Source organism: Pelomonas candidula, from assembly GCF_043555985.1.
GTDB lineage: Bacteria > Pseudomonadota > Gammaproteobacteria > Burkholderiales > Burkholderiaceae_C > Pelomonas > Pelomonas candidula.
Window position 1 is genome coordinate 279,557 of record NZ_JBIGIC010000008.1, and the last position, 23,821, is coordinate 303,377.

18 protein-coding genes are annotated in these 23,821 nt (G+C 69.6%); 8 read left to right on the forward strand and 10 right to left on the reverse strand.

What is annotated here, in order from left to right; translation table 11 throughout:
* The first annotated feature begins 38 nt into the window (after window positions 1–38).
* The 8 genes from ACG04R_RS17495 (at window position 39) to ACG04R_RS17530 (ending at window position 13,151) form a co-directional block, all read left to right on the forward strand.
* Window positions 39–2,225, forward strand: a complete 2,187-nt coding sequence (locus tag ACG04R_RS17495) for a beta propeller repeat protein (protein ID WP_394413472.1) — start codon at window positions 39–41, stop codon at window positions 2,223–2,225.
* A gap of 35 nt (window positions 2,226–2,260) precedes the next feature.
* Window positions 2,261–3,736, forward strand: a complete 1,476-nt coding sequence (locus tag ACG04R_RS17500; protein ID WP_394413475.1) for a tryptophan halogenase family protein — start codon at window positions 2,261–2,263, stop codon at window positions 3,734–3,736.
* Between the two features lie 26 nt (window positions 3,737–3,762).
* Window positions 3,763–5,235 (forward strand): tryptophan halogenase family protein, encoded by a 1,473-nt coding sequence (locus ACG04R_RS17505; RefSeq protein WP_394413479.1) that lies wholly within the window; start codon window positions 3,763–3,765, stop codon window positions 5,233–5,235.
* Window positions 5,232–6,170, forward strand: coding sequence for a PA14 domain-containing protein (locus tag ACG04R_RS17510; protein ID WP_394413482.1), 939 nt, complete (start codon window positions 5,232–5,234; stop codon window positions 6,168–6,170). Before ACG04R_RS17505 ends, ACG04R_RS17510 begins: the two co-directional genes overlap by 4 nt.
* 159 nt (window positions 6,171–6,329) lie before the next feature.
* Window positions 6,330–7,247, forward strand: coding sequence for an alpha/beta hydrolase (locus ACG04R_RS17515; RefSeq protein ID WP_394413485.1), 918 nt, complete (start codon window positions 6,330–6,332; stop codon window positions 7,245–7,247).
* Between the two features lie 146 nt (window positions 7,248–7,393).
* Complete coding sequence (locus ACG04R_RS17520; protein ID WP_394413488.1) at window positions 7,394–9,214, forward strand: hypothetical protein; 1,821 nt, start codon at window positions 7,394–7,396, stop codon at window positions 9,212–9,214.
* 72 nt (window positions 9,215–9,286) lie between these two features.
* Complete coding sequence (locus tag ACG04R_RS17525) at window positions 9,287–11,962, forward strand: glycoside hydrolase family 3 C-terminal domain-containing protein (protein WP_394413491.1); 2,676 nt, start codon at window positions 9,287–9,289, stop codon at window positions 11,960–11,962.
* 175 nt (window positions 11,963–12,137) lie between these two features.
* Window positions 12,138–13,151 (forward strand): GAF domain-containing protein, encoded by a 1,014-nt coding sequence (locus tag ACG04R_RS17530; RefSeq protein ID WP_394413494.1) that lies wholly within the window; start codon window positions 12,138–12,140, stop codon window positions 13,149–13,151.
* Window positions 13,152–13,154: 3 nt separating this feature from the next.
* Here ACG04R_RS17530 and ACG04R_RS17535 read toward each other — a convergent pair whose 3' ends face one another.
* The 10 genes from ACG04R_RS17535 to ACG04R_RS17580 are packed head-to-tail and all read right to left on the reverse strand — an operon-like array spanning window position 13,155 to window position 23,797.
* Window positions 13,155–14,360: an alpha/beta hydrolase family protein gene (locus ACG04R_RS17535; RefSeq protein WP_394413497.1), complete on the reverse strand. Its 1,206-nt coding sequence runs from the start codon at window positions 14,358–14,360 to the stop codon at window positions 13,155–13,157.
* 43 nt (window positions 14,361–14,403) lie between these two features.
* Window positions 14,404–15,930, reverse strand: a complete 1,527-nt coding sequence (locus tag ACG04R_RS17540; RefSeq protein WP_394413500.1) for a UxaA family hydrolase — start codon at window positions 15,928–15,930, stop codon at window positions 14,404–14,406.
* A complete protein-coding gene (locus tag ACG04R_RS17545; protein ID WP_394413503.1) occupies window positions 15,920–16,249 on the reverse strand; it encodes an L-rhamnose mutarotase in 330 nt (109 codons plus the stop codon). Before ACG04R_RS17545 ends, ACG04R_RS17540 begins: the two co-directional genes overlap by 11 nt.
* Window positions 16,250–16,262: 13 nt before the next feature.
* Complete coding sequence (locus ACG04R_RS17550) at window positions 16,263–17,378, reverse strand: mannitol dehydrogenase family protein (RefSeq protein WP_394413506.1); 1,116 nt, start codon at window positions 17,376–17,378, stop codon at window positions 16,263–16,265.
* The gene (locus ACG04R_RS17555) at window positions 17,375–18,385 is read right to left on the reverse strand and encodes a zinc-binding alcohol dehydrogenase family protein (RefSeq protein ID WP_394413509.1); all 1,011 of its coding nucleotides are present in this window, start codon (window positions 18,383–18,385) and stop codon (window positions 17,375–17,377) included. Before ACG04R_RS17555 ends, ACG04R_RS17550 begins: the two co-directional genes overlap by 4 nt.
* Window positions 18,379–19,224: an amidohydrolase family protein gene (locus tag ACG04R_RS17560; protein ID WP_394413512.1), complete on the reverse strand. Its 846-nt coding sequence runs from the start codon at window positions 19,222–19,224 to the stop codon at window positions 18,379–18,381. Before ACG04R_RS17560 ends, ACG04R_RS17555 begins: the two co-directional genes overlap by 7 nt.
* Window positions 19,224–20,255: an aldo/keto reductase gene (locus ACG04R_RS17565; RefSeq protein ID WP_394413515.1), complete on the reverse strand. Its 1,032-nt coding sequence runs from the start codon at window positions 20,253–20,255 to the stop codon at window positions 19,224–19,226. Before ACG04R_RS17565 ends, ACG04R_RS17560 begins: the two co-directional genes overlap by 1 nt.
* 30 nt (window positions 20,256–20,285) lie before the next feature.
* Window positions 20,286–21,224, reverse strand: coding sequence for an ABC transporter substrate-binding protein (locus tag ACG04R_RS17570; protein WP_394413523.1), 939 nt, complete (start codon window positions 21,222–21,224; stop codon window positions 20,286–20,288).
* Between the two features lie 27 nt (window positions 21,225–21,251).
* Window positions 21,252–22,235, reverse strand: a complete 984-nt coding sequence (locus ACG04R_RS17575; protein ID WP_394413526.1) for an ABC transporter permease — start codon at window positions 22,233–22,235, stop codon at window positions 21,252–21,254.
* Complete coding sequence (locus tag ACG04R_RS17580) at window positions 22,232–23,797, reverse strand: sugar ABC transporter ATP-binding protein (RefSeq protein ID WP_394413529.1); 1,566 nt, start codon at window positions 23,795–23,797, stop codon at window positions 22,232–22,234. Before ACG04R_RS17580 ends, ACG04R_RS17575 begins: the two co-directional genes overlap by 4 nt.
* Window positions 23,798–23,821 lie beyond the last annotated feature (24 nt).

The following is a 23,821-nucleotide window of genomic DNA, read 5'->3' on the forward strand; positions in this document are numbered from 1 at the left end:
CCTGCGCCCGGCCGCTTTCGTTTCAACCGGGAGACTCCATGACCATCCATCGTCGCGCGCTGCTGTCCTCTTCCGGCGCGGCACTGGCGCTTGCGGCTGCGGGGGGCCGGGCACTCGCCGCATCCACCGAACCTCGGCCCCAGGCCTGGCGCAACCTGCCCTTCGGCGGCGGTGGCTTCGTCACCGGCATCTCGCTACACCCGCGACGCCCGGGCCTGGCCTACCTGCGCTGTGATCGCGGCGGGGCCTACCGGCGCGACGGCCACGACCAGCCGTGGATGCCGCTGCTGGACCACCTCGGGGGCGCCGACGCCGATCTGACGAGCGTGCTGTCCCTCGCGCTGGACCCGCGCGACCCGCAGCGCGTCTTCATGGCCTGTGGCGACACCACGGGCGAATGGAGCCGCAAGGCGGCGGTGCTGGCCTCAACCGATGGCGGTGCCCATTGGACGGTGCACGAGCAGCCTTTCCGCCTTGGCGGCAGCGAGGGGGGGCGCGGCAGTGGTGAGCGCCTGCAGGTCGACCCGCAGGACGGGCGGGTGCTGGTGCTGGGCACCACACGCGACGGCCTACTCAGGAGCAGCGACGGTGGCGTGAGCTTCAGCGCCCTCGGCCTGCCGGCTCGGCAGGTCTCGCTGGTGCTGTTCGATCCGGCGGGCGAGGGCAAGGTCATCTACGCAGGCGCCGTCGACAAGCCGGGCCTTTATGTCACCCGTGACGGCGGCGCGAGTTTCAAGCGCGAGGACGGGGCGCCAGCGGAGATTCCGCAGCGCGCCGCATTCGCGCCCGACGGTGCGCTCGTCGTCAGCTTCGCCGTTGCCGGCGACTGGCCGCCCAACCCGGGCGGATTGCGTGGCGGCAGCCTCTGGAAGCGCAGCCCCGCCGGCGCCTGGACCGACATCACGCCGAGTCGGCCGCAAGGCCGCCCCTTTGCCTATGGCGCTGTCGACATCGACCCCAGAGGCCGCATCCTCTGCTCGATGCTGCTGGAGGGCTGGGACGGCGGTGGCGACGAGCTCTACCTGTCCGAGGATGGCGGTGCCCAATGGACCGCGCTCTCGGCCCGCTCGACACATGACACCCGCAGCCATCCGTGGCTGGCCGCGCGTCTGGCCGGAGCGGCGGGACTGGGCCACCAGATCGCGGACGCGCGCTTCGATCCGACGGACCCCGAGCGCCTGACCTACGGCACCGAGTACGGCCTGTGGTCCACCGCCAACCTTGGTGCGGCGAAGCGTCCCGGCGAGCACGTGCAGTGGCGCTTCGACGTGGCGGGCATCGAGCAGGCGCAGGCGCTGTCGCTGCACAGCCCCTCCGGCGGCGTGATGTTGTTTGCCGGCATGGGTCGCGGCCTGGGCGGCGGCGCGTGGGAGGAGGCCGGCAAGGCGCCCGACGCCGGTCTGTTCCGCCCCTGCCGCGACGCCAGCCCGAGCATCGACACGGCATGGGCGGCCCCCCACATCGCCGCCCGCACGATGGATGGCGGCAGCGGCGGCGCGACCTCCGTGGACGGTGGTGCCAGCTGGACGCCGTTCGGGGCGCAGGGCCTCGTCAAGGACGCGCGTGGCGGCCATGTCGCGGTATCGGCCAAGGGCGGCAGCCTGGTATGGGCGCCGCCGCGGCAGCCGGCCATTGTTTCCCTCGACCGTGGCCGCAGCTGGCGCCTGTGCAAGGGCTGGCCCGAGACCCGCGATGCGGAGCTGGTGCCGGTGGCGGAGAAAAATGCCGAGGGCGTGTTCTACGTGCTCGACTTCACGCGTGGCCAGGTGCTGGTCAGCGTCGACGCGGGCCAGACCTTCGCCCCCAGTCTTCAGGGCCTGCCCCAGCTGAATCCGTCGTGGCAGCGCGGCTTCATCGTCAGCGCGCCGGGCACCTTGCGCGATCTCTGGATCGGCCTGCCCGATGCGCTGGTGCATGTCGCCGGCATCGACGAGCGCCCGCGCACGATCAAGCGCGTGGCTGGCGCCGAGTGGCTGGCCCTGGGCAAGGCCGCGGCCGGAGCGACGTATCCGGGCGTTTACCTGGCCGGCCGCGTGGTCGCGCCGAACGGTGAGGAGGCGCAGGGACTGTTCCGCTCCGACGACGCCGGCGCGAGCTTCGTCCGCATCGACGATGGGCAACAGCACTTCGCTGGCATCCTTTCCCTCGCCGCTGATCCGCTGGAACATGGCACCGTCTACGTCGGCACCCGCGGGCGTGGTGTCTTCATCGGCAGCGTCCGCTAGACGTTGGTCATCCGTTCAGAATCGAAAGCAGAGTCATGTCGCAGAAGTACGAGCGCATCGTGGTCGTCGGTGGGGGCAGCGCCGGCTGGATGACGGCCGCGGCCCTGGTCGCCGGGCTGAAGGGCCGCGCCAGCGTCGAGGTGGTCGAGTCGGAGGAGATCGGCATCATCGGTGTCGGCGAGGCGACGTTCCCGTCCATCCGCAACTACAACCAGCTGATCGGCATCGACGAGGCCGAATTCCTGCGCGCCACCACGGGCACCTACAAGCTCGGTATCCATTTCTGCGACTGGCTGGAGGTCGGGCGGGACTACTTCCACACCTTCGGGCACTTCGGCAACCTCTACGGCTCCCAGACGCTGTGGGCCCAGCACCGTCGCCTGGGGCTGACCGAACCCTTGGGCCTGCAGTGCGTGCCGACGGTGATGGCCATGAAGGACCGCTTCGTGCTGCCCTCGGAGCAGGCGGAGTTCAAGTACGCCTACCACTTCGATGCCGTGCAGTACGCGGCGTTCCTGCGCAGGCTGGCCGTGCAGCGCGGTGCGCGGCATACGCAGGGACGCATCGTCGACGTGTCGCGACATGCGGACGGCCGTGTGGCCGCGCTGCAACTGGACGACGGGCGGCGCGTCGAGGGGGACTTCTTCGTCGACTGCTCCGGCTTCCGGTCACTGTTGCTGGGTGGCACGCTGGGCGAGCCCTTCGTCGATCTGAGCCACTGGCTGCCCGTCGATGGCGCCTGGGCCTGCCCGACCGAACGAGCCGGCGATGAACTCACGCCCTACACCCGCGCCACTGCGCTGGAGAGCGGCTGGGCCTGGCGCATCCCCCTGCAGAACCGCACGGGCCATGGCCATGTCTTTTCCAGCCGCTTCATCGACGTGGACCGCGCGCGCGACCAATTGCTCGCCAGGCTGGACGGCAAGCCCGTCGCCGAGCCCCGCCTGCTGCGCTTCACCACGGGCCATCGCCAGCGCTTCTGGGTCGACAACGTCGTCGCGGTCGGGCTCTCCTCCGGCTTCCTGGAGCCGCTGGAGTCCACCAGCATCTACCTGGTCCAGGACGCCATCGCGCGCCTGATGGTGCTGCTCACCACCGGACGGCCGCTGGACGAGAACGACCGCGCGCTGTTCAACGAAGGCGCCGTGCGGCGCTTTTCCCGAATCCGCGACTTCATCATCCTGCACTACTGCCTGACCCGCCGTCGCGACAGCGAGCTGTGGCGCCACGTGGCGACGATGGAGCTGCCCGAGACGTTGGTCTTCCGGATGGAGCTGTGGCGGCGCTACGGCGTGCTGCACGAGTACGACGAGGAGGGGTTCGACGCCACCAGCTGGCTGGCCATCCATGCCGGCATGGATCATTGGCCCGAGCGGCTGGACCCCGTTTTCGCCGAGGTCGAGCCCGAACTGGCCGCGTCGGCGCTGCGCGACCGGCGCGCTGCCATCGCTGTATCCGTGGAGCGCATGCCCTCACACCATCGTCTGCTTCAGCAGGTGCTGGGTCGATGAGCAGCCTGGGTTGAAGGAGATCTCTCGTGTCGCAGAAGTTTGATCGCATCGTCGTCGTGGGCGGCGGCAGCGCGGGCTGGATGACCGCCGCCGTGCTGGCCACCGGCCTGAAGGGCAGGGCCACCGTCGAGCTCGTCGAGGCCGAGGACGTCGGCATCATCGGCGTCGGTGAGGCTACGTTGCCGGGCATCCGCAACTTCAACCAGTCGCTGGGTATCGACGAGGCGGAGTTCCTGCGCGCCACCAACGGCAGTTTCAAGCTCGGCATCCGCTTCTGCGACTGGCTGGAGGTCGGCCAGGACTACTTCCACACCTTCGGGCCGCTGGGCAACCTTTCCGGGTCGCAGGCGTTGTGGGGACAGCATCGGCGCGTGAAGCAGGACGGGCCGCTGGGCCTCCAGTGTGTGCCCACCGTGATGGCGATGAAGGGCCGTTTCAAGCGGCCCGACGAGCGGTCGCAGTTCAACTACGCCTATCACTTCGATGCAACGCAGTACGTGGCCTTCCTGCGCAGGCTCGCGATGCAGCGCGGCGCCCGGCACACGGTGGGCCACATCGTCGACGTGCCGCGCCGCGCCGATGGCGGGGTGGCTGCGCTGCAACTGGCCGATGGCCGGCGCATCGAGGGTGACCTCTTCATCGACTGCTCGGGCTTCCGGTCGCTGCTGCTGGGAGGGGCGCTGGCCGAGCCCTTCGTCGACTTCAGCCACTGGTTGCCGGTCGATGCCGCCTGGGCCTGCCCCTGCGAGCGCAGCGGCGAGGAGATCCTGCCCTACACCGTCGCTACCGCGCTGGAGGGTGGCTGGGCCTGGCGCATCCCGCTGCAGAACCGCACGGGGCATGGCCATGTCTTTTCCAGCCGCTTCATCGACGTGGAACGTGCGCGCGATCAACTGATGGCGCGTCTGGATGGCAAGGCGTTGGCCGAGCCCCGCCTGCTGCGCTTCACGACCGGCCATCGCCGGCGCTTCTGGGTTCACAACGTCGTGGCCATCGGGCTGTCCTCGGGCTTCCTGGAGCCGCTGGAATCGACCAGCATCTATCTCATCCAGGACGGCATCGGCCGGCTGATGGCCGCCCTGCTGGCCGGCAGGCCGCTGAGCGACAGCGATCGCGCCACGTTCAACATCGGCTCCACGCGCCGCTACGAGCGCACCCGCGATTTCGTCATCCAGCACTACTGCCTGACCCGTCGCCGCGACAGTGAGCTGTGGCGTCATGTGTCGACGATGGAACTGCCCGAGACCTTGGCCTTCAAGCTGGAGCTGTGGCGCCGCTTCGGTGTGCTGCACGCGTATGACGAGGAGTGTGCGGACGCCAACAGCTGGCTGGCCATCCACGCCGGCATGGAGCACTGGCCCGATAGGGAGGACCCGGTACTTGCCGAAATCTCGCGCGAGCGTGCGCAGCAGGCCCTGCAGGGGCGGCGCGCCGCCATCGCTGCGTCTGTGGAGCACATGCCGGCACACCACGTCCTGCTGAAGCAGGTGCTGTCATGAGTGCCACCATGTCGCACGCCAGCGTCGCCCCGCCATGGCAGCAGCGTCGAGGGCGCTTCAATGGTTACGGGCTGCTCCTCACGGCGCTCATCCATCTGCTCATCCTCGCCGCGGTGCTGAGTTGGCGTTCACGGGTGCCGCCGCCCAAGCCGCGCAACGCGGACCTGACCATCGTCATTCCCAAGGAGCAGCCCAAGCCTCCACCTCCGCCGCCTGTGCTTGCGCCCAAGCCCGAGTTCGAGCCGCCCAGCCTGCCGGTCATCCCCGAGCCGCCGCCCATTGTGGTGCAGGAGATCCCGAAACCCGCCCCGGTTGTGGCGCCTGTGGCGCCGCCGGCGCCCGCCCCGACACCCGCACCCGCCGCGGCTCCGGTGGCAGCAGCGCCTGCAAGTGCCCCGGCAGCGCCCGTGGGCAAGGCTGTGGGCAGCACCCGGCTGGTCGAGGAATGTGCCGATGCGCCGGATCGCATGATGGTGGCCGAGGTGTACCGGATGAGCACCAGTGACCGGTCGGTGAAGGACATGGGCCGGCACAAACCCATCCGCACGGTCTGCCTGGCTCAGCTGGACTTTGCGCCGCGTCCGATGGGCCTGGGCCTGCCGGGCCTGGACTTCAGTGAGTGGTACGGGCTGGACATCCGCTTCACGCTCGACATGCCTATCGATTCCGACCGGGACTTCGTCGCGGTCTGCGACGACGGCTGTGTCCTCTACGTTGATGACGAGATGGTCGTCAACGCCGACGGGTTGCACAACGTCGACGCTGTCATGGGCACCGTCCACCTGACCAAGGGCGTGCATCAAATGCGCATGCGCTACTTCCAGGGCCCGGGTGACGGCGCCCTGATGCTGGGATGGAAGAAGGCGGGCGCGCCGACGTCCGAAACCAGGCCCATTCCGCGCCGTCTCTTCGGTCGTCCGGCACCGTCGCAGTAGGTTCCATCGCGGCTCACGATGGCCCTTAGGCGAAAGATGAAGGCCCCGCTTCTCGCTCAGCCGCTCAGCGGATCGCAGATGCGAGGAACATCTCTTCCTGATGCGAGTCTTGCGGTGCGCATCATCCGTGCGGCGCTGCCGTGTTAACTGAGAAAACCCATGCACAAGCCCCGGGCACTTGCCGCCATCACCTTGCTGACCCTTGCAACCATCGCTGCGGCGCAGAGCGTGGAGGCCGTCACCCCAGATCTCGCGCGCGCCAACTTCGCGCGTCCCGTGACTCTCGCGCCGGACGACGTGCGCGCCTTCCCCGCGCCGCCTGCCGGTTTTGCGGACCCGCGGCCCGGAGTGGCCGCGGGTCGCATCGAGGAGTTCGGCTACACCTCGGGTGTCACCGGCACGCAGCGCAAGGCCAGCGTCTACCTGCCGCCCGGCTATTCCTCGGAGCGCCGCTACCCGGTGCTCTACCTGCTGCACGGCATTGGCGGCAACCAGGACGAGTGGCGCGGCTACGTGCGTGCCCAGGCCGTGCTGGACAAACTCATCGCCGAGGGCAAGGCGTTGCCGATGATCGTCGTCATGCCCAACGGCCGGGCCTTGCCGGATGACCGGTCGCCGCCGCCGGAGCGCGTGTTCACGGCGGACAACGCCGCCGGGTTCGCGAAGTTCGAGCGCGACCTGCTGGAGTTCCTGGTGCCGGCCGTCGAGGCGAAGTACCCGACCCTGGCCGACGCACGGCACCGCGCGCTGGCGGGGCTGTCGATGGGCGGTGGCCAGGCGCTGAACTTCGGCCTGGCGCATCTCGACGTCTTCGCCTCGGTGGGCGGCTTCTCCTCGGCGCCCAACACCCGGCCGGCCGCCGAGCTGCTGCCTGACCCCGCCGCCGTGAAGCGCCAGCTTGCGCTGCTGTACCTCTCCTGCGGCAACAAGGACGGCCTCATCAACGTCTCGCAGGCCGTGCACCGCGCGCTCAAGGACGCCGGCATCCCTCACCTGTGGAACGTGGACGAGTACGGGCACGACCGCGACAGCTGGGCGGAGAACCTCTTCCACTTCAGCCAGCGCCTGTTCCGCTGAGCGAGAGGCGCGATGGTGCGGGCGCCGCGCGTCCGTCGCCGCCGGCGCTGGCTCGTCGCCGGCGTGCATACCTTGGTCGCAACGCCGCGGCACCCGCAGTTGTCGACGAACACACTGCGGCGATCCAACCACCTGCAAGGATTTCCATGTTCAACGCGCCCCGGGCCGCGCTCGCGTCGGCCTTCATCCTGTTCTCAGTCGGCCTGGCGAGTGCCCAGACACTCGGCCCTGCCAACCTGGAGCGGGTGGAAGTGACCGGCAGGAAGACCGAGGTCTCCCCGTGGTTCCGCGCCGAGAGCCCGCATTTCGTCGTGTACTCGGACACAAGGGAAGAAGACGTCGCCCCGCTGCTGGACAACCTGGAGAAGCTCGACCGCCTGCTGCGCGACTACACCCAGCCCGACCGCAAGTCCGAGTCGCGCGAACCGAAGCTGACGCTGTACTACCACGCCAGCCTTTCGGGCTTGCGGGAGATCGCAGACGGCCCGCCTGCCGATGTCGTCGGCCTGTACAGCAGTTGTGCCGCAGGTGTGCAGGGCTTCGGCGTTCATCTGGAACGCATGGCCGCGCTGGGCGACGCGCAGCTTGAGAAGTCTCCGCTGAACGACTCGCTGACCTATGTCTTCGAGGCGTACGCGCGCCACTTCCTCTATCGCCACACCGACATCCGCACCCCCGCGTGGTTCATCGATGGCTTCGCGCAGTATTTCTCCAGTGTGCGATTCTCGGAGCAGCAGGTCGTGGTGGGGCGGGTGCCGCGGGACGCCGCCGGCTACCTGAGGTTCCTGGGTTCAGGTCGCAAGTACAGCCTGGAATGGGAAGACGTGTTGGAGCACAGGCTGTCCAACGCGCACGGCTATGGCGGAGAGGCGGGCGCGCGCCTGGAGTTCGAGGCGAAGTCCTGGCTGTTGATGCACTACCTGATGTCGTCGGACGACAACCGCAAGCGGCTGAGCCGCTATCTGCTGCTCGTTGGCGACGGCGCCTCGCCGACGGCGGCGTTCGAACGCGCCTTCGGCATGAAGACCGCCGATCTCGGCCGCGTGATGTGGCGGTACGGCCTGCGCGGCATGGAGGTGCTGCGGGGCGAGCCGCAGTCCCTTCCGGCCGCCCAGGTCAACTTCCGCACGCTCCCACGCGCGGCGGGCGAGTTCGTCCTGGCGGACGCCGCCCTCAAGTCCTGCCCGGGCCGGGAGGCCGGCGAGGCGCTGCTGAAGAAGGTCGCTGCGCTGGCGGCCCGCTTCCCGGACGACACGATGGCCCGCCTCACGCTGAGCCGTGCTCAGGTCGACTGGGGCGATCCGCGGGAGGCTTTGTCCCGACTGGACGCCGAGCTGCTGGATGACGACAGCAACTTCGAGGCCCGGTATCTGGCGGGGCTGGCCAACCTGCGGCTTGCCGGGCGCAGCGAGGGCGATGCCAGGCGCGGCTATCTCGAGGCTGCGCGGCGTCATCTGCAACGCGCGCGTGGCTTGAACCCCCAATCGCCGGAAGCCGCCTTCGCCTTCTTCAAGGCCGAAGTGGCGGCCTCGGATGCGCCGGACGATGCGGCGCTTCAGGGCGTCATTGCGGCCTGGCAGTCGGCGCGGGATGTGGATGCGCTCGCCGGGTCTGCTGCGCTGGCCTACGCCTACGCCGGCAAGGGGGACGACGCCTACCGAACCCTGGGCTCGCTGGCGCAGAACGCGGACGACCGGCCCTCGGCCCAGTGGGCCAGGCAGTGGCAGGGGCGGCTGGAGACGGGGGTGACCCGCGCCGCCATCCTCGCGGAGATGCGTGGCGGTGGCGTGCCGGATGCGCCGTTCAGGGAGTGGACCGTCGACAAGCGAAGCGTGCTGCAGAAGGTCGAGCTCAGTTCGGGCCTGGAGGCTGCGGACTCCTTCATCAAGCAACAGCAGCAGCAACAGCAGCAGAACCCGGGCCCGCAGTTGTCGGGCAACCCGGGGGGCGGCGCGCCAGCGAGATAAGCCGTTGCCACGGCCGGGCGGCTTCGCTCGGCCGAGGCGATGGCGTTCATGAAAAAACCTGCCATGACGACCATGCATCGATCACTCATCGGCGCTCCCGCGCGCCTGCACTGGCGGCGTCCTGCGCTGGCGGCCCTGGCCCTGTCGCTGGCGGCCTGCGCCGTGTCGGCGGCGCCCGTCGACGCCTCCGCGGCCGCTGCGCTGTCGCAGTCCATGCAGAGGGCGCAGGCCCTGGTCGCGCAGATGACGCTGGCCGAGAAGGCCAGCCAGCTGCAGCACGAATCGCCGGCCATCCCGCGCCTGGGCATCCCGGCCTACAACTGGTGGAGCGAAGGCCTTCACGGCGTGGCGCGCGCCGACGTGGCCACCGTGTTCCCGCAGGCCATCGGCATGGCTGCGACCTGGGACACGCCGCTCGTGAAGCGTGTCGGCGATGTCGTCGGCACCGAGTTCCGTGCCAAGTTCCTCAACACCGTCGGTGCCGACGGCTCGTCGGGCCTCTACCGCGGTCTGACGGTGTGGTCGCCCAACGTCAACATCTTCCGCGACCCGCGCTGGGGCCGGGGCCAGGAAACCTATGGCGAGGACCCCTACCTCACCTCGCGCATGGGCGTGGCCTACATCCAGGGGCTGCAGGGGCCGGACGCGAACCAGCCGCGCGTGTCGGCCGCCGTGAAGCACTTCGCCGTGCACAGCGGCCCGGAGGCCGACCGCCACAGGGAGGACGTGAAGGTCTCCCCCCGCGACCTGGTGGACACCTACCTGCCGGCCTTCCACGCGGCGGTGACCGAAGGGCGGGCCGAATCGGTCATGTGCGCCTACAACGCGGTGGACGGCGTGCCCGCCTGTGCCAACGAGCAGTTGCTCAAACATTACCTGCGCGACGAGTGGCAGTTCCAGGGCCACGTGGTGTCCGACTGCGGCGCCGTGGCCGACATCCACATGGACTGGGCGCACCACTACGTGAAGACGCCCGAGGAAGCGGTGGCCGTGGCCGTGCGCGCCGGCACTGACGTCATCTGCGACTTCGGCGCCAACAAGACGGCCCAGCCCGCCACCACCGTGGCCGCAGTGCAGCAGGGGTTGCTGAGCGAGGCCGACCTCGACCGCGCGCTGCAGCGCCTGTTCGACGTGCGACTGCGCCTGGGTCTGCTGGCGCCCGCGGGGCAGCGGCCCTTCCCGGAGATCACGGCGCGTGACTTCGACACCCCCGCCAACCGTGCCCTCAACCTGGAGACGGCCCGTCGCTCGCTCGTGCTGCTGAAGAACGACGGCGTGCTGCCGCTCAAGAGCGCGCCCCGGCGCATCGCGGTGATCGGCCCCAATGCCGACAGCGTGGATGCGCTGGTGGGCAACTACAACGGCACACCGTCCAGGCCGGTGACGTTGCTGGCGGGCCTGAAGGCGCGTTTCCCCGGCGCGCGAATCGACGCCGTCGAAGGCACGGGCTGGGTGGCGCCGCCGCTTGAGGATCTGCCGGCGACCAGCCTGTGTGCCGATGCCGCCTGCAGCCGTGCGGGTCTGAATCTGGAGCGCTTTTCCAACCTCAAGCTCGAGGGCGAGCCGATGTCTGCAGCGCTCACGCCGCAGGCCGTGTTCAAGTGGGGGTGGCCGGATGCCTACGACCGCAAGGAATCGGCACGCTGGACCGGCTTCCTGCGCGCCGGCGAGAGCGGCGAGCACCTGCTCCGGCTGAAGGGCAACCGTGGCTACCGGATCTGGATCGACGGCGAACTGGTGGTGGACCTCTGGGATATCGCCTGGCCCACCAGCACCCGGGGCGTGAAGCTGGAAGCCGGCCGCACCTACGCCCTGCGCGTGGAGGCGTTGCAGACGGGCTGGGAGGGCGAAGAGCGGCTGCAGTGGAGCCGCCCCGGCGCCAGCGACGAGGCCGCGCTGGCCGCTGCGCGCGAGGCTGACGTGATCGTGTTCGCCAGCGGCCTGACCTGGGAGCTGGAGGGTGAGGAAATGACGGTGCTGGCCCCCGGCTTTGCCGGCGGTGACCGCACGCAGATCGACCTGCCGGCGCCGCAACTGCGGCTGCTGGAGCGGCTGGCGGCGCTGGGCCGCCCACTGGTGGTGGTGAACTTCAGCGGCAGCCCCATGGCCTTCGGCGCCGCGACGCAGAAGGCGCAGGCCATCGTGCAGGCCTGGTACCCGGGCGGCGAGGGTGGCCAGGCAGTGGCTGAGCTGCTGGCTGGCGACTTCAGCCCGTCCGGCAGGTTGCCGCTCACTTTCTACCGTTCGATCGAGCAGTTGCCGCCGTTCAAGGACTACGGCATGCAGGGGCGCACCTACCGCTGGTTCAAGGGCGACGCTGCGTTCCCGTTCGGTCATGGCCTGAGCTATGCGCGCTTCGCCTATGAGCAGGCCCGACTGGGGCGAAGCCGCGTGCCTGCGGGGCAGGGCACGACGCTGTCGGTGCTGTTGAAGAACGAGAGCCAGCGCGAGGCGGCCGAGGTGGTGCAGGTCTATGCCCGCCGCTCCGGCACCATGGCGCCGCAACGAACGCTGGTGGCCTTCAGGCGCGAGGTGCTGCGTGCGGGTGAATCACGCCGCGTCAGCTTCGACCTGGACGCCAAGGCCCTCAGCGTCGTCGATGCCGATGGCCGGCGCGTGGTGGACGCCGGTCCGGTGGAACTGTGGGTCGGCGGCGGCCAGCCGGTGACGGCGGCCACGGGCGTGCGTGCAGCCGGGCGGGCGCTGAAACTGCAGGTCCTGGGCCGCGCGGAGCTGCCGCCGTTCTGAGCGCGGGCGTCCGGGACGGGCGTTGACGCCGGATCGTCGTCGGCATCGAGCTGGCGAGCCGGGGATTTGTCATGCACGCAACGAAGATCTGGTGTGCGTGCCGTCAGGCCGCTCATCGCTCCCCCCAGGCAAGCAATACTCTCGATGCCGACCACCAAGGCGGCTGGGGAGGGGCATGGCCGAGCTTTTGGCCGTATTCGTTCTGTTGTTGGTTTCGGTCTTGCTGTGCGGCATGCTTGTGCAGCAGCGGCGTGCGAGCAGGCATGCGACGTCGCGGGCGGAGCGGCTGTCCGGCTTTCTGCTGACGCTGTCACGCGCCAATCGCGCCGTGCTGCACATCGAGGACGAGGCGCTGCTGTGGCGCGAGGCCTGCCAGCTCTGTGTGCAGTTCGGTCATGCGGTGCTGGCCTGTGTCTATGTGCGCGAGGGCAGCCTCGCCCGCCGCGGCGGCACAGCGGGGCCGGCGGCCAAGGTGCTGGAGAGCGTCCCCGACCCGCTGGACCTGACTCATGCGGAAGTGCAGGCGTCCTACACGGCCCGCGCGCTGCGCGAGGGGCGCTGCTTCGTCAGCAACGACTATGTCCTCGACCCTCTGGCCGGTCGCTGGCGCGATGAGGCCGTTGCGCAGGGCGTGCGGGCCATCGCCTGGATTCCGCTGCGCCGTGCAGGAGAGGTGAGCGCCGTGCTGATGCTCTGTGCCAGTCAGCCAGGCTTCTTCGACGACGAGTTGCTCGACCTGCTGAACGAACTCGGCGACGACCTGTCCTTTGCCCTCGACAACATCGATGCCCGGCGGGCCCAGCAAGCGGCTCAGCGGGAGATCGCCTCCGGGCGGGATCGCTTCAGCGCGTTGTTCTTCGGTGCGCCGTTGCCCATGGCCATCGTCTCGATCCAGGAGCGCCGCATCATCGAAGTCAATCAAGCCCTGTGCGCCCTTTACGGCCTGGAGCGCAACGAACTGTTGGGCTCGACCACCGCCTCCCATGCCTACGGCATATTGCCCGAAGACAGGGAGCGGTTTTATGACGTGCTGGTGGCCGAAGGCAAGGTGAGCAATCTGTCTCTGCGCGTACGGGATGCGCGCGGCGAGGTGCGTGACGCGATCCTCAACGCGGTCCGCATGCCCTACCTGGGCCAGGAGTGCTTCCTCGTGACCAGCCTGGAGCTGTCGCCGCGCCGGCCGGCGTAGCGGTCAGGCCGGCTGCAGGCGCAGCTGGCCCAGCGCATCGGGCCCGGCCGGATGGGCGCCCGGGCGCAGCAGCGCACGGGCCGCCGCGTCGTCGCGCAGGTGGGCGTCGAAGAAGGCCGCCTCCCAGCCATAGGTCTCGGCGTTGGCGGCTTCGTTGAAGCCATGGGTCTGGCCCTTCATCTCCACCACCCAGGCCGGGCCACCCACGGCGCGGGCGGCGGCCAGCACGTCGGCGGCGGGCACGTTGCGGTCCTGCTCGCCGCTGACGGCGAACCAGGGCCGCTTGACGGCGGCGAGGCCGGCGAAGTCCAGGCCGAAGTTCCAGATCGGCAGGTTTACCCCTGCAGGCAAGCCTTTCTCGCGCGCCATCGTCTTGCTGAAGCCGGGAAAGGGAACGGTCCCGAAGGCGGCCTTGATGCGTGCGTCGGCCAGGGACGGGCCCGGCTTTGCGGGGTCCACGCCGCCCAGCAGCGTGAGCACGGCCAAGCCCCCGGCACTGGTGCCGCTGGCGCCGATACGCTCGGCGTCGACGTGGTCGGCGTAGTGCGGGTGGGCCAACACATGGTCCAGCGCCGCACGGACGGCCAGGCTGCGCAGAGCGAACATTTCGATGAAGCCTCCCGCACGACCGTCGCCGTGGTAGACGTCGACCACCACATAACCCTGCGAGGCCAGGTGCGCGAGTTTCCCGATATGCCACAGCCCGTGGGTGTTCTGCCCGCCGGAGTGGACGATCAGCGGATAGCGTGCGCGCTCGTCGGCAAACAGGGGCGCCTCGCCGGGGCGCTGCATATGCGGCAGGCGATACCAGCCGGTCTCGTCCGGGAAGGTGTAGTCGGGGCGGGGATTGGCGGCCGGCGTCGGGTAGAACACCGTGAGCACGACCGGCAGGCTGCGCCCGGCCAGGCGCCCGGCATACGGAAAGTCCTCGGGCACCTTCACGTCGATCACCGGCGTGGCCTGGCGGTCGCTGATCAGCTGGTCCAGGTACAGCGAGCCCTGCGGCTGCGAGTGGCCAATGAGGTATTGCTCCATCGGCGCCGCGGTGGCCGGGCGGCTCAGCATGCAGCTGCTGCCCACCGCGTAGGGGCCGTTGCCGGGCGTCCATCCCGCGGCGCGGACCATGCCGGCGACGGGGGCCATCAGCAAGCCGCCCAGGACCTGTCGGCGGCCGATGCGGGCGGGCGTCAGGTGCGAGACATCGATCATCGGGTGTTGCTCCATGCGCCGGTCCGCCCGGGCGCGGCCGGGTTCACATGACGGCGCCGAGCTGCCAGGGCACGAACTCGTTGTCGCCCAGGCCGTGCTCCTCGCTGAGCGTGGGCCGGCCCGAGGCGGTCGCCAGCATCAGCCGGAACAGCGCCTCGCCGGCCTCGGCGACGCTCTGCGTGCCATCGACGATGCCGCCGGCGTTGAAGTCCATGTCCATGGCCATGCGCTTGAACAGCGGCGTGTTGGTGGCCAGCTTCAGCGAGGGCGTCGGCTTGCAGCCGTAGGTCGAGCCGCGACCGGTCGTGAAGCAGATCAGGTTGGCGCCCCCGGCCACCTGGCCGGTGGCCGACACGGGGTCGTAGCCCGGCGTGTCCATGAAGACGAGGCCGTGGCCATGCACCGGCTCGGCATAGCCGAGCACGTCGGTCAGCGGGCTGCTGCCAGCCTTGGCGACGGCGCCCAGCGACTTCTCGAGGATGGTCGTGATGCCCCCCGCCTTGTTGCCCGGCGAGGGGTTGTTGTCGAGTTCGGCGCCGTTGCGGGCCGCGTAGTCCTCCCACCAGCGCAGCCGCGCCAGCAGCTTCCCGGCGACCTCGGGCGACGTCGCGCGCGCGGTCAGCAGGTGCTCGGCGCCGTAGATCTCCGGCGTCTCCGACAGGATGGCCGTGCCGCCGTGGCGCACCAGCAGGTCGACGGCGGCGCCCAGCGCCGGATTGGCGCTGATGCCGGAATAGCCGTCCGAGCCGCCGCATTGCAGGCCGACGACAAGCCGGGCCGCGGGCACCGTGCTGCGCCTGGCCTGGGCGGCCTCGGCGGCCAGTTCGCGCACCAGTGCCTGGCCGCGTGCGATGGCCTCGCGCGTGCCGCCTTCGGCCTGGATGGTCAGGCCGTGCACGCGGGCTCCCGGCTCCATGCCGTCGAGCAGTGCGGCCACCTGATTGACCTCGCAGCCCAGGCCGATGACGAGCACGGCCGCGAAGTTCGGATGGGTGGCGTAGCCGCGCAGCGTGCGCCGCAGCAGGGCCAGGCCCTCGCCGTCGCTCATGCCGCAGCCGCTGCCGTGCGTGATGGCGACGACGCCGTCGATGCCGGGCAGGGCCCCCGGGCCCTCGAAGGTCCGCGCGATGGCCTTGCAGACGCTGGCCGAGCAGTTCACCGACGACACGACGCCGATGTAGTTGCGCGTGCCGACGCGGCCGTCGGCGCGCACATAGCCTTCGAACGTGGCGGCCTGGCCGGGTTCGATGCGCGCCGCGTTGGCGCCGTCGACCGCCTGGGTCGGCAGCGCGCGCGCCATCTCGACGTTGTGTACGTGCACGTGCCCGCCGGGCGCGATGGCCGCGCTCGCCACGCCGATGGGCTGGCCGTACTTCAGCACGACATCGCCCGGCGCGATGGCGCGCAGCGAGATCTTGTGGCCGGCCGCGATGGCTGCCGTCACGCGCAGCGTGCCGCCGTCGGGCCGTGCGATCTCGCTGCCCTGCGCCAGCGCCACGCGGGCCACGGCGACGTTGTCGCGCGGGTGCAGCTGGATCAGCGCCTGCACCGGCAGCGCTTCAGTCGACATGGAAGACGCACTCCATCATGGCCCAGTGCTCGCCGGCGGCGCGGCTGGCCAGCGGGACCTGGCAGGGGCTGCAGAACGTCCACCAGTGCCGCGTCTGGTCATCGGCGGCGATGGCGGCCATGTCGGCCTCGAAGTCGCTGCCGTGGTACTCCCAGTAGCCGAACAGCAGGTTCTCCGGCTCGCGCAGGAAGATGCTGTAGTTGCGGATGTTGGAGAGAGCCAGGCGAGCCAGCACCGCGGGCCAGACGGCCGCGTGCAGCCGCTTGTACTCGGCGATGTGTTCCGGCGCGATGCCGATGACCATGCCCATGCGTTGCATTGCTTGTTCCTTGTCAGTGGGGTGCCAGCGCGGCGCGCAGCAGCGGCTGGTGCAGTGCCGGCGCATACACCTCGGCCAGTTCCACCAGCGGCCGGATGCGCCGGGCCTTCTTCATGTCGTGGTTCTGTGCGATGTCGGCGATGCGGTGGACCAGGAAGGGGTTGAGAAAGCGGTCGCGCAGGCTCACGAGATAGGCGCGCGCCTCGTCGCCCTGGCCGAGCGCATCGAACACCGGCAGCACTTCCCGCAGCCAGGCCCGCTCCAGCGGCTGGCGCAGCAAGGCGTCCTGCATGGCCTGCAGGACCGTCATGTCGGCGGCCAGGCGACCGCGCTGCCACAGCTCGGCCAGCAGCGTGTGGCCGAGGTTGAGCAGGAAGAGCTTGAGCCGCTCGTGGCGGGGCAGGTCGTCGGTCAGCACGATGGCCGGATGGCTGCACGGCAGCTGCAGCCGGGGCTGGGCCTCGATGGCCCAGAGGGCATACGGTTCGGCCACCGCGCCGGCCGGCTCCAGCGCCTCGGAGACGATGCGGTCCACCAGCGAGTTGCCCCAGACGGGATGGACCTGCAGCCACTCGACGAAGGGCGGCGCGCAGTGCCACTCGCGAGCCAGCGACACGATGAGGTCGCGCAGCCTGTCGCCGTTGCGCGAGACCAGCTCGCAGGGCAGCAGCGTCAGTTCCGTGCCCGGGTTGGCCTGCCAGCGCGCGTGCAGCAGCACGAGCAGCCGGGCGGGGAAGGAGGAGGGCGCTTCGGCCCCCTCGGCCAACTGGCCTGCGTTGTCGCTTGGCGCCAGTGCCCAGCCGCTGTCACCGGTGTTGGAGACGATGACGCGGACGGGCCCGCGCACGCGCTCGCGCAGCGCCTGCCAGTCGGCGCGGGCGTGCAGCACCTCGCGCACCGAGCGGCAGGTCTTGCGCGTCTCCAGCGGCTGGCCACCACTCAGGCCGCGGATCACCACGTCGTAACCGTCAGCGAGCGCCTGGCTGCGTTTCGTGCTGGCCGGGTTGTCGGTGCCCTGCACGACGGTGATGCCACCCAGCGCATCGCTGCCTTCACTGACGAAGAGGTCGACATGGGCCTGCAGAAAGCGGCTGGTGCCGAACTGCAGGATGGGATGGCCGGCGCTCAACACTCGACGATGGCCTTGATGACGCCCTCGGCGGGGTCGAGCAGACGCGGAAAACCCGCCGGCACCTCGGCGAGCGTGAGGTGGTGCGTGGCCAGCGCCGCGTCGGGCACCAGGCCGTCGCGCATCGCCGTCATCACCGTCTCGAAGTCTTCCGTCGTGGCATTGCGGCTGCTGAGCAGCGTGGCCTCGCGCTTGTGGAACTCGGGGTCGGAGAAGCGGATGTCGCCCTGCACGATGGACACCAGCACATAGCGCCCGCCATGGGCTATGAAGCGGAAGCCCCGCTCCATGGCTTGCGGGTTGCCGGTGGCGTCGAAGACAGCGTCGAAAAATTCGCCGTTGGTAAGGCGGGACAACTCGGCTTCGTCGCCTTCGCCGAGCGCAACGGTCGAGGCCACGCCGACATGCTCACGCGCGAAATCGAGCCGGTCGGCACGGCCGTCGATGGCGGTGACGATGGCGCCGCGCAGCTTGGCAAAGAGCATGACGCCCAGGCCGATCGGGCCGGCGCCGACGACGAGCACGCGCTGGCCGGCGGCCACGTCGCCGCGGCTGACGGCATGCGCGCCGATGGCCAGGAACTCGACCATGGCCGCTTGATCCAGCGTGATGCCGCCCGCCTTGCCGACGAAGCGCTTGGGCACGCTGACGTACTCGGTGAAGGCGCCGTCGCGGTGCACGCCCAGCACCTGGATGCGGGTGCAGCAGTTGGTCTTGCCCTGGCGGCAGGCGATGCAGTCGCCGCAGGACAGGTAGGGCATGACGTAGACGGCGTCGCCCGCCCGCAGGCCGCTGCCGGCGTCTGCTTCCTCGACGATGCCGGACAGTTCATGGCCCATCACCCGCGGGTAGTCGAGATAGGGCTGATGGCCGGTGAAGATGTGCAGGTCGGTGCCGCAGACACCCACGCGCTTGACGCGCAGCAGCACCTCGCCGGGTTGGCGGGTGGGGCAGGGGCGGTCAGAGGCAACGAGTCGGCCGGGGGATTCGCAGGTGACGGTCAGCATGGTTCGAGGTGATAGAGGCGAGCGGCGTTTCCCCCGAAGAGCGCGCGTAGGTCGTCAGGTTGGGGAGATGGATAGAGTCGTTGAGCCAGTTCGTGCGCGAGTTGCCACCAGCCGGCGTAGTCGCCGGCCAGGTTGAGCACAGGCCAGTCGCTGCCCCACAGCAGGCGCCCGGGGCCGAAGATCACCCACAGCGCCTGGACGTAGGGCTGCAGCGCCCCCGCATCACGGCGTTCGCCGGCTTCGGTCAGCAGGCCCGATACCTTGCAGTGCACGTTTGGCAGGGCCGCGAGCGTGGTCATGTCGGCAAACCAGGGCTCGACGTCTCCACTGGCGATGAAGGGCTTGGCGGCGTGGTCGATGACGATGCTCAGCCCGGGGTGACGGCTGGCGAAGCGACGCAGGCCGCGCAGTTGCCGCGGCAGCACCAGGGCGTCGAAGACGAGGCCGTGGCGCTGCATGGCCTCGGCGGCGGCGTCGCAGGCGCGGTCGGCAATCCAGTCGTTGTCCGGCAGGTCCTGCAGCATCGGCCGCAGGCCCTTGAGCAGCGGATTGCGTGCCAGCGTCTCGATCTGCTCGGCGGCATCGGGGGCCTTGAAGTCCACCCAGCCGACGACGCCCAGCACCCAGGGCGTCTCGGCGGCCACCGACAGCATCCAGTGCGTGTCGGCCACGCTCGGCAGGGACTGCACGAGCACGGTGGCTTCCACCCCTGTGGCCTGCAGAAGGGGCGCGAGATCATGGGGGCCGAAGTCGCGGTGGATGGCGGCCAGCGATGCCGGAGGCCACTGGCCCTCGCGATCGGCAAGGCGCCAGAAATGCTGATGTGCGTCGACCCTCATCAGCCCTCCTTCGTGCCTTTGCTTGGCAGTGGTGCGGCGGCGTCGATCAGGCCGCGCTCGCGCAGGGTCAGCCAGAACGGACGCGGGATGGGATGGCTCAGCCAGGCGACATTCGCAGTGACCTGCGCCGGCGAGCGCATGCCGGCCAGCACGCTCGCCACGGCCGGATGCGCGAGCGGGAATTGCAGCGCCGCGGCCTGTAGCGGGACGTCGAACTCCGCGGCGACGGCGCCGAGTGCCTGCGCGCGCGACATCACGTCTGCAGGCACATCGCCGTAGTTGTAGCGAGCCTGGCCGGCCAGCAGCCCTGAGTTGAAAGGCCCGCCGACGAGGACGCGAACGCCTTCCTGGGCACATCGGTCCATGAAGCCCAGGCTGCCCTGCTCCAGCAAGGTGTAGCGGCCGGCCAGCAGCACGCAGTCCAGCGGAGCAACGGCCAGGGCGTCCTGCGCCACCTGCCACTCGTTGACGCCCAGTCCGATGGCATTGACGAGGCCCTGGCTGCGAAGCGATTCGAGAGCCTTGAGGCCGCCACCATCGGTCAACGCACGCCAATGGTGCTCGTGGCGGTCACCATGGGTCATGCGACCGATGTCATGGACCAGCAGGATGTCGATGCGCGACAGGCCCAGCCGCTGCAGGCTGCTCTCGAACGACCGCATCACGCCGTCGTGGCTGTAGTCGTACACGGGCCGGAAGGGCAGGGGGGCCGCCCAGCCGTCGCTGCCTGGCCGCACGTCGGGGTCCGGCTGCATCAGCCGCCCGACCTTGGTCGACAGCACGAAACTGTCGCGCGGCCTGCCGGCAAGGAAATCGCCGACACGGCGTTCGCTGAGCGTGTAGCCGTAGAACGGCGCGGTGTCGATGAACCGAACGCCTGCGTCCCAGGCGGCTTGGAGGGTCGCGGCGGCCACGTCGGCGTCCACGGCGTCGTAGAGGCCAGCGAGCGCGGCGGCTCCGAAACCGAGCGTTGTCAGCCGGAGGTCGGCGCTCGGCAACGGGCGGCTCAAGAGACTTGGAGCACGGTGCATGCGAAGCAGGGAGATTTTTTGACGAGCCACTCAGTACAGGACGGCCTTGGCCTCGGGTGATTGCAGATTGCCCTTGGTGACCCAGACCACACCGGTGTCACGAAGCTTGGGCACGGGCTTCTTCTGCAGCAGGTCCTGGATGGTCTTGACGCCCAGATAACCCATCTGGAACGACCCCTGCACGGCGATGCCGACGAGCGCGCCGTCCTGCACGAACTTCTGCAGATCCTGGTTGCCGTCGAAGCCGATGGCCACGACCTTGCCGGCCCGGCCGCTCTGCACCAGCGCGCGGCCCATGCCGACGGCGGTGGGCTCGTTGGCGCCGAAGATGCCCTTGAGGTCGCGGTGGGCCGCCAGCACGTCGGTGGTCTGGTTCATCGCAGTTGCCATCTGCGACTGCGAGTAGTAGGGGCCGACGATCTCCAGCTTGGAATGGGCCTTCAGGTAGGCGGTGAAGCCGCCGACGCGGCCGACCTCAGAGCCCGAGCCGGCGACGTAGGACATGACGGCCACCTTGCCCGTCGCGCCGACCTTGGCGATCAACTCCTTGGCGCACAGCTCACCGGCGGCCCGGTTGTCCGTCGTCAGGAACGACTGGTAGTAGTTCTTGCCGGAATCCGACACGGTGGAGTCGATCAGCACGACCGGGATGCGCGCCTCCCAGGCCTTCTTGATGGCCGGCACCAGGGCGTCCGGGTCGGAGGGGGCGAGCACGATGCCGGCGACATGGCGGTTGACGGCGTTCTCCACCAGGTTGACCTGGTCGGCGATGGCCGATTCGCTGGCCGGGCCGGAGAAGGTCATGGTGTGACCGTTGACCTCCTTCATGCCGGCCTCGGCGCCCTTGTTGACGTTCTGCCAGAAGGTGGAGTTGGTGGTCTTGACGATGACGGCGATCTCGCCGGCCTGGGTGGCGCTGCCGAGCAGGGCGAGGCAGGCGCTGAAAAGCACATGGCGCAGATGGGGCATGGTTGTCTCCTGTTTGGGTTCCGGTCTTCAGCGCCGGTTGCGGAGTTGGTCGATCCAGACGGTGACCAGGATGACTCCGCCGATGATGATCTGCTGGGTGAAGGACGAGACGCCGTTCATGTTCAGGCCGTTGCGCAGCACGCCGATGACGAAGGCGCCGATGAGCGTGCCGGAGATGGTGCCGACGCCGCCGATCAGCGAGGTGCCGCCGATGACGGCCGCCGCGATGGCGTCGAGCTCGTACATGACGCCCTCGTTGGGCTGGGCCGTGACCAGGCGGGACATCAGCACGCAGCCTGCCAGGCCGGCGAGGGCACCCGATGTGACGTAGGCGAACATCGTCACGCGGTTGACGTTCACGCCCGACAGTCGCGCGGCTTCACCGTTGGAGCCCACGGCGTGGATATGGCGCCCGAGCGTCGTGCGGCGCAGCAGCAACCCTGCCACCACAGCCAGCACCACCATCAGCAAGACCGGATACGGGATGCCGGGGAAGATGACGTTGGGGAAGCCCTGCTCGTCGATCTCCTCGATGCGCCACAGTGCGCCGTTGCCCAGCGTGCCGAAGGCGTCGCCCAGGCCCGAGACGGCGCGCGCGTCGGTCAGCTGTAGCGCGATGCCGCGCGCCACGAGCATCATGCCCAGCGTCGCGATGAAGGGAGGCAGGCGCAGCCGCGTGACGCAGAAGCCGTTGATCGCGCCGCACAGCGCGCCGACCGCCACGCCCAGGACCATGGCCGGGGCGACCGGCATGCCGCCCTTGACCAGCAGGCCTGCCGTGACGCCGGACAGCGCCAGCACCGAGCCCACGGACAGATCGATGCCGCCGGTGAGGATGACGAAGGTGGCACCGATGCCGAGGTAGACGATGGAGGTGACCTGCAGCGACACCGTCATCGCGTTACCGACGGAGAAGAAGGCGGAGCTCGTCAGCGAGAACACGAGCATCAAGGCGAGCAGGCCCGCCAGCGCGGCGAACTTCTGGATCAGGTCTTTCTGGCGGTCGTTCATGAACCTTGCAATGCGAAGGCCGCTGGCTGCGGCTTGGGGAGCGGAGAGGGGGCGAACGAGGCGAGCTGCATGATGTCCTGCTGGCTGCAGTCGCGGGTCTGCAGCGTGCCGGCCAGCTGGCCCTGGCGGAACACGGCCACGCGGTCGGTCAGGCCCATGATCTCGGGCAGGTCGGAGCTGATGAGCACCACGCCCACGCCCTGCGCGGCGAGCTGGTCCATCAGCTCGTAGATGGCGTAGCGGGCGCCGACGTCGATGCCGCGGGTCGGCTCGTCGAACAGGACGACCCGGGCGCGGCGCAGCAGCCACTTGGCGATGACGACCTTCTGCTGGTTGCCGCCAGACAACAGGCGGGCGGGCTGGTCCGGTGTCGGCGTGCGGATGCCGAGCTGCTCGATGTAGTGCTGTGCGGTGGCGCGCTCGCGCGAGGCGTCGATGAAGCCCAGGCGGTTGGAGACCGCGCCGATATGCGCCAGCGTGATGTTCTGGGCCACGCTCATCTTCACCGCCAGGCCGTGGGCCTTGCGATCCTCCGAGACGTAGGCGATGCCCGCGGCGATGGCGTCGCGTGGCGAGCGGACGCGCAGCCGCTCGCCAGCCAGTTCGATGTCGCCCGCGTCGACGGGGTCGGCACCGAAGATGGCGCGGGCGACCTCGGTGCGGCCGGCGCCCACCAGCCCCGCGAAGCCGAGGATCTCGCCCCGGCGCAGCTCGAAGTCCACAGGGCCGAATGCGCCCTCGCGCCGCAGGCCCCGTGTCTTCAGCATGACCTCGCTGCGGGGCTGTCGCGTCGCGGGTGGGAACTGCTGGTTCAGCTCGCGGCCGACCATCAGGCTGACGATCTCGTTGATGGAGGTCCTGGCCCAGTCCCGCGTCGCGATGTACTGGCCGTCGCGCAGCACGGTGACCCGGTCGACGATGTGATCGAGCTCGTCGAGGCGGTGGGAGATGTAGAGGATGCCGACGCCCTCGCGCTTGAGGTCCTGCACGACCTTGAGCATGCGTGCCGCGTCGGCCTCGCCCAGCGACGAGGTGGGCTCGTCCATGATCAGCAGCCGGGCCTGCATCGACAGCGCCTTGGCGATCTCCACCATCTGCTGCTGGGCGATGGACAGGCTGGAGACCTGGGCGTCCGGGTCGATGTCGACGCCCAGCCGCTGCAGGCAGACCCGGGCGCCATCGCGCTGACGCCCTCGGTCGACGAACCAGCCGCGGCGCGGCTCACGGCCCAGCCAGATGTTCTCGGCCACGCTCAGGTGCGGCACGAGATTCAGCTCCTGGTGGATCATGACGATGCCCAGTGCCTGCGCGTGCGCCAGACCGCCGATGCGCACGGGCTCACCGTCGAAATGGATCTCGCCCTCGTCGGGCGTGTAGACGCCGCTGAGGATCTTCATCAGCGTCGACTTGCCGGCGCCGTTCTCGCCGCAGATGGCATGCACCTCGCCACGGCGCACTTCCAGTGCCACGCCGGACAAGGCCACGACGTTGTCAAAGCGCTTGCAGACGCCCAGGGTACGCAGCAGCGGCGCACTCTGATCGTCGCGCAAGGGGGGGCTCATGATGACTGGTCGGACCGGTGTTTT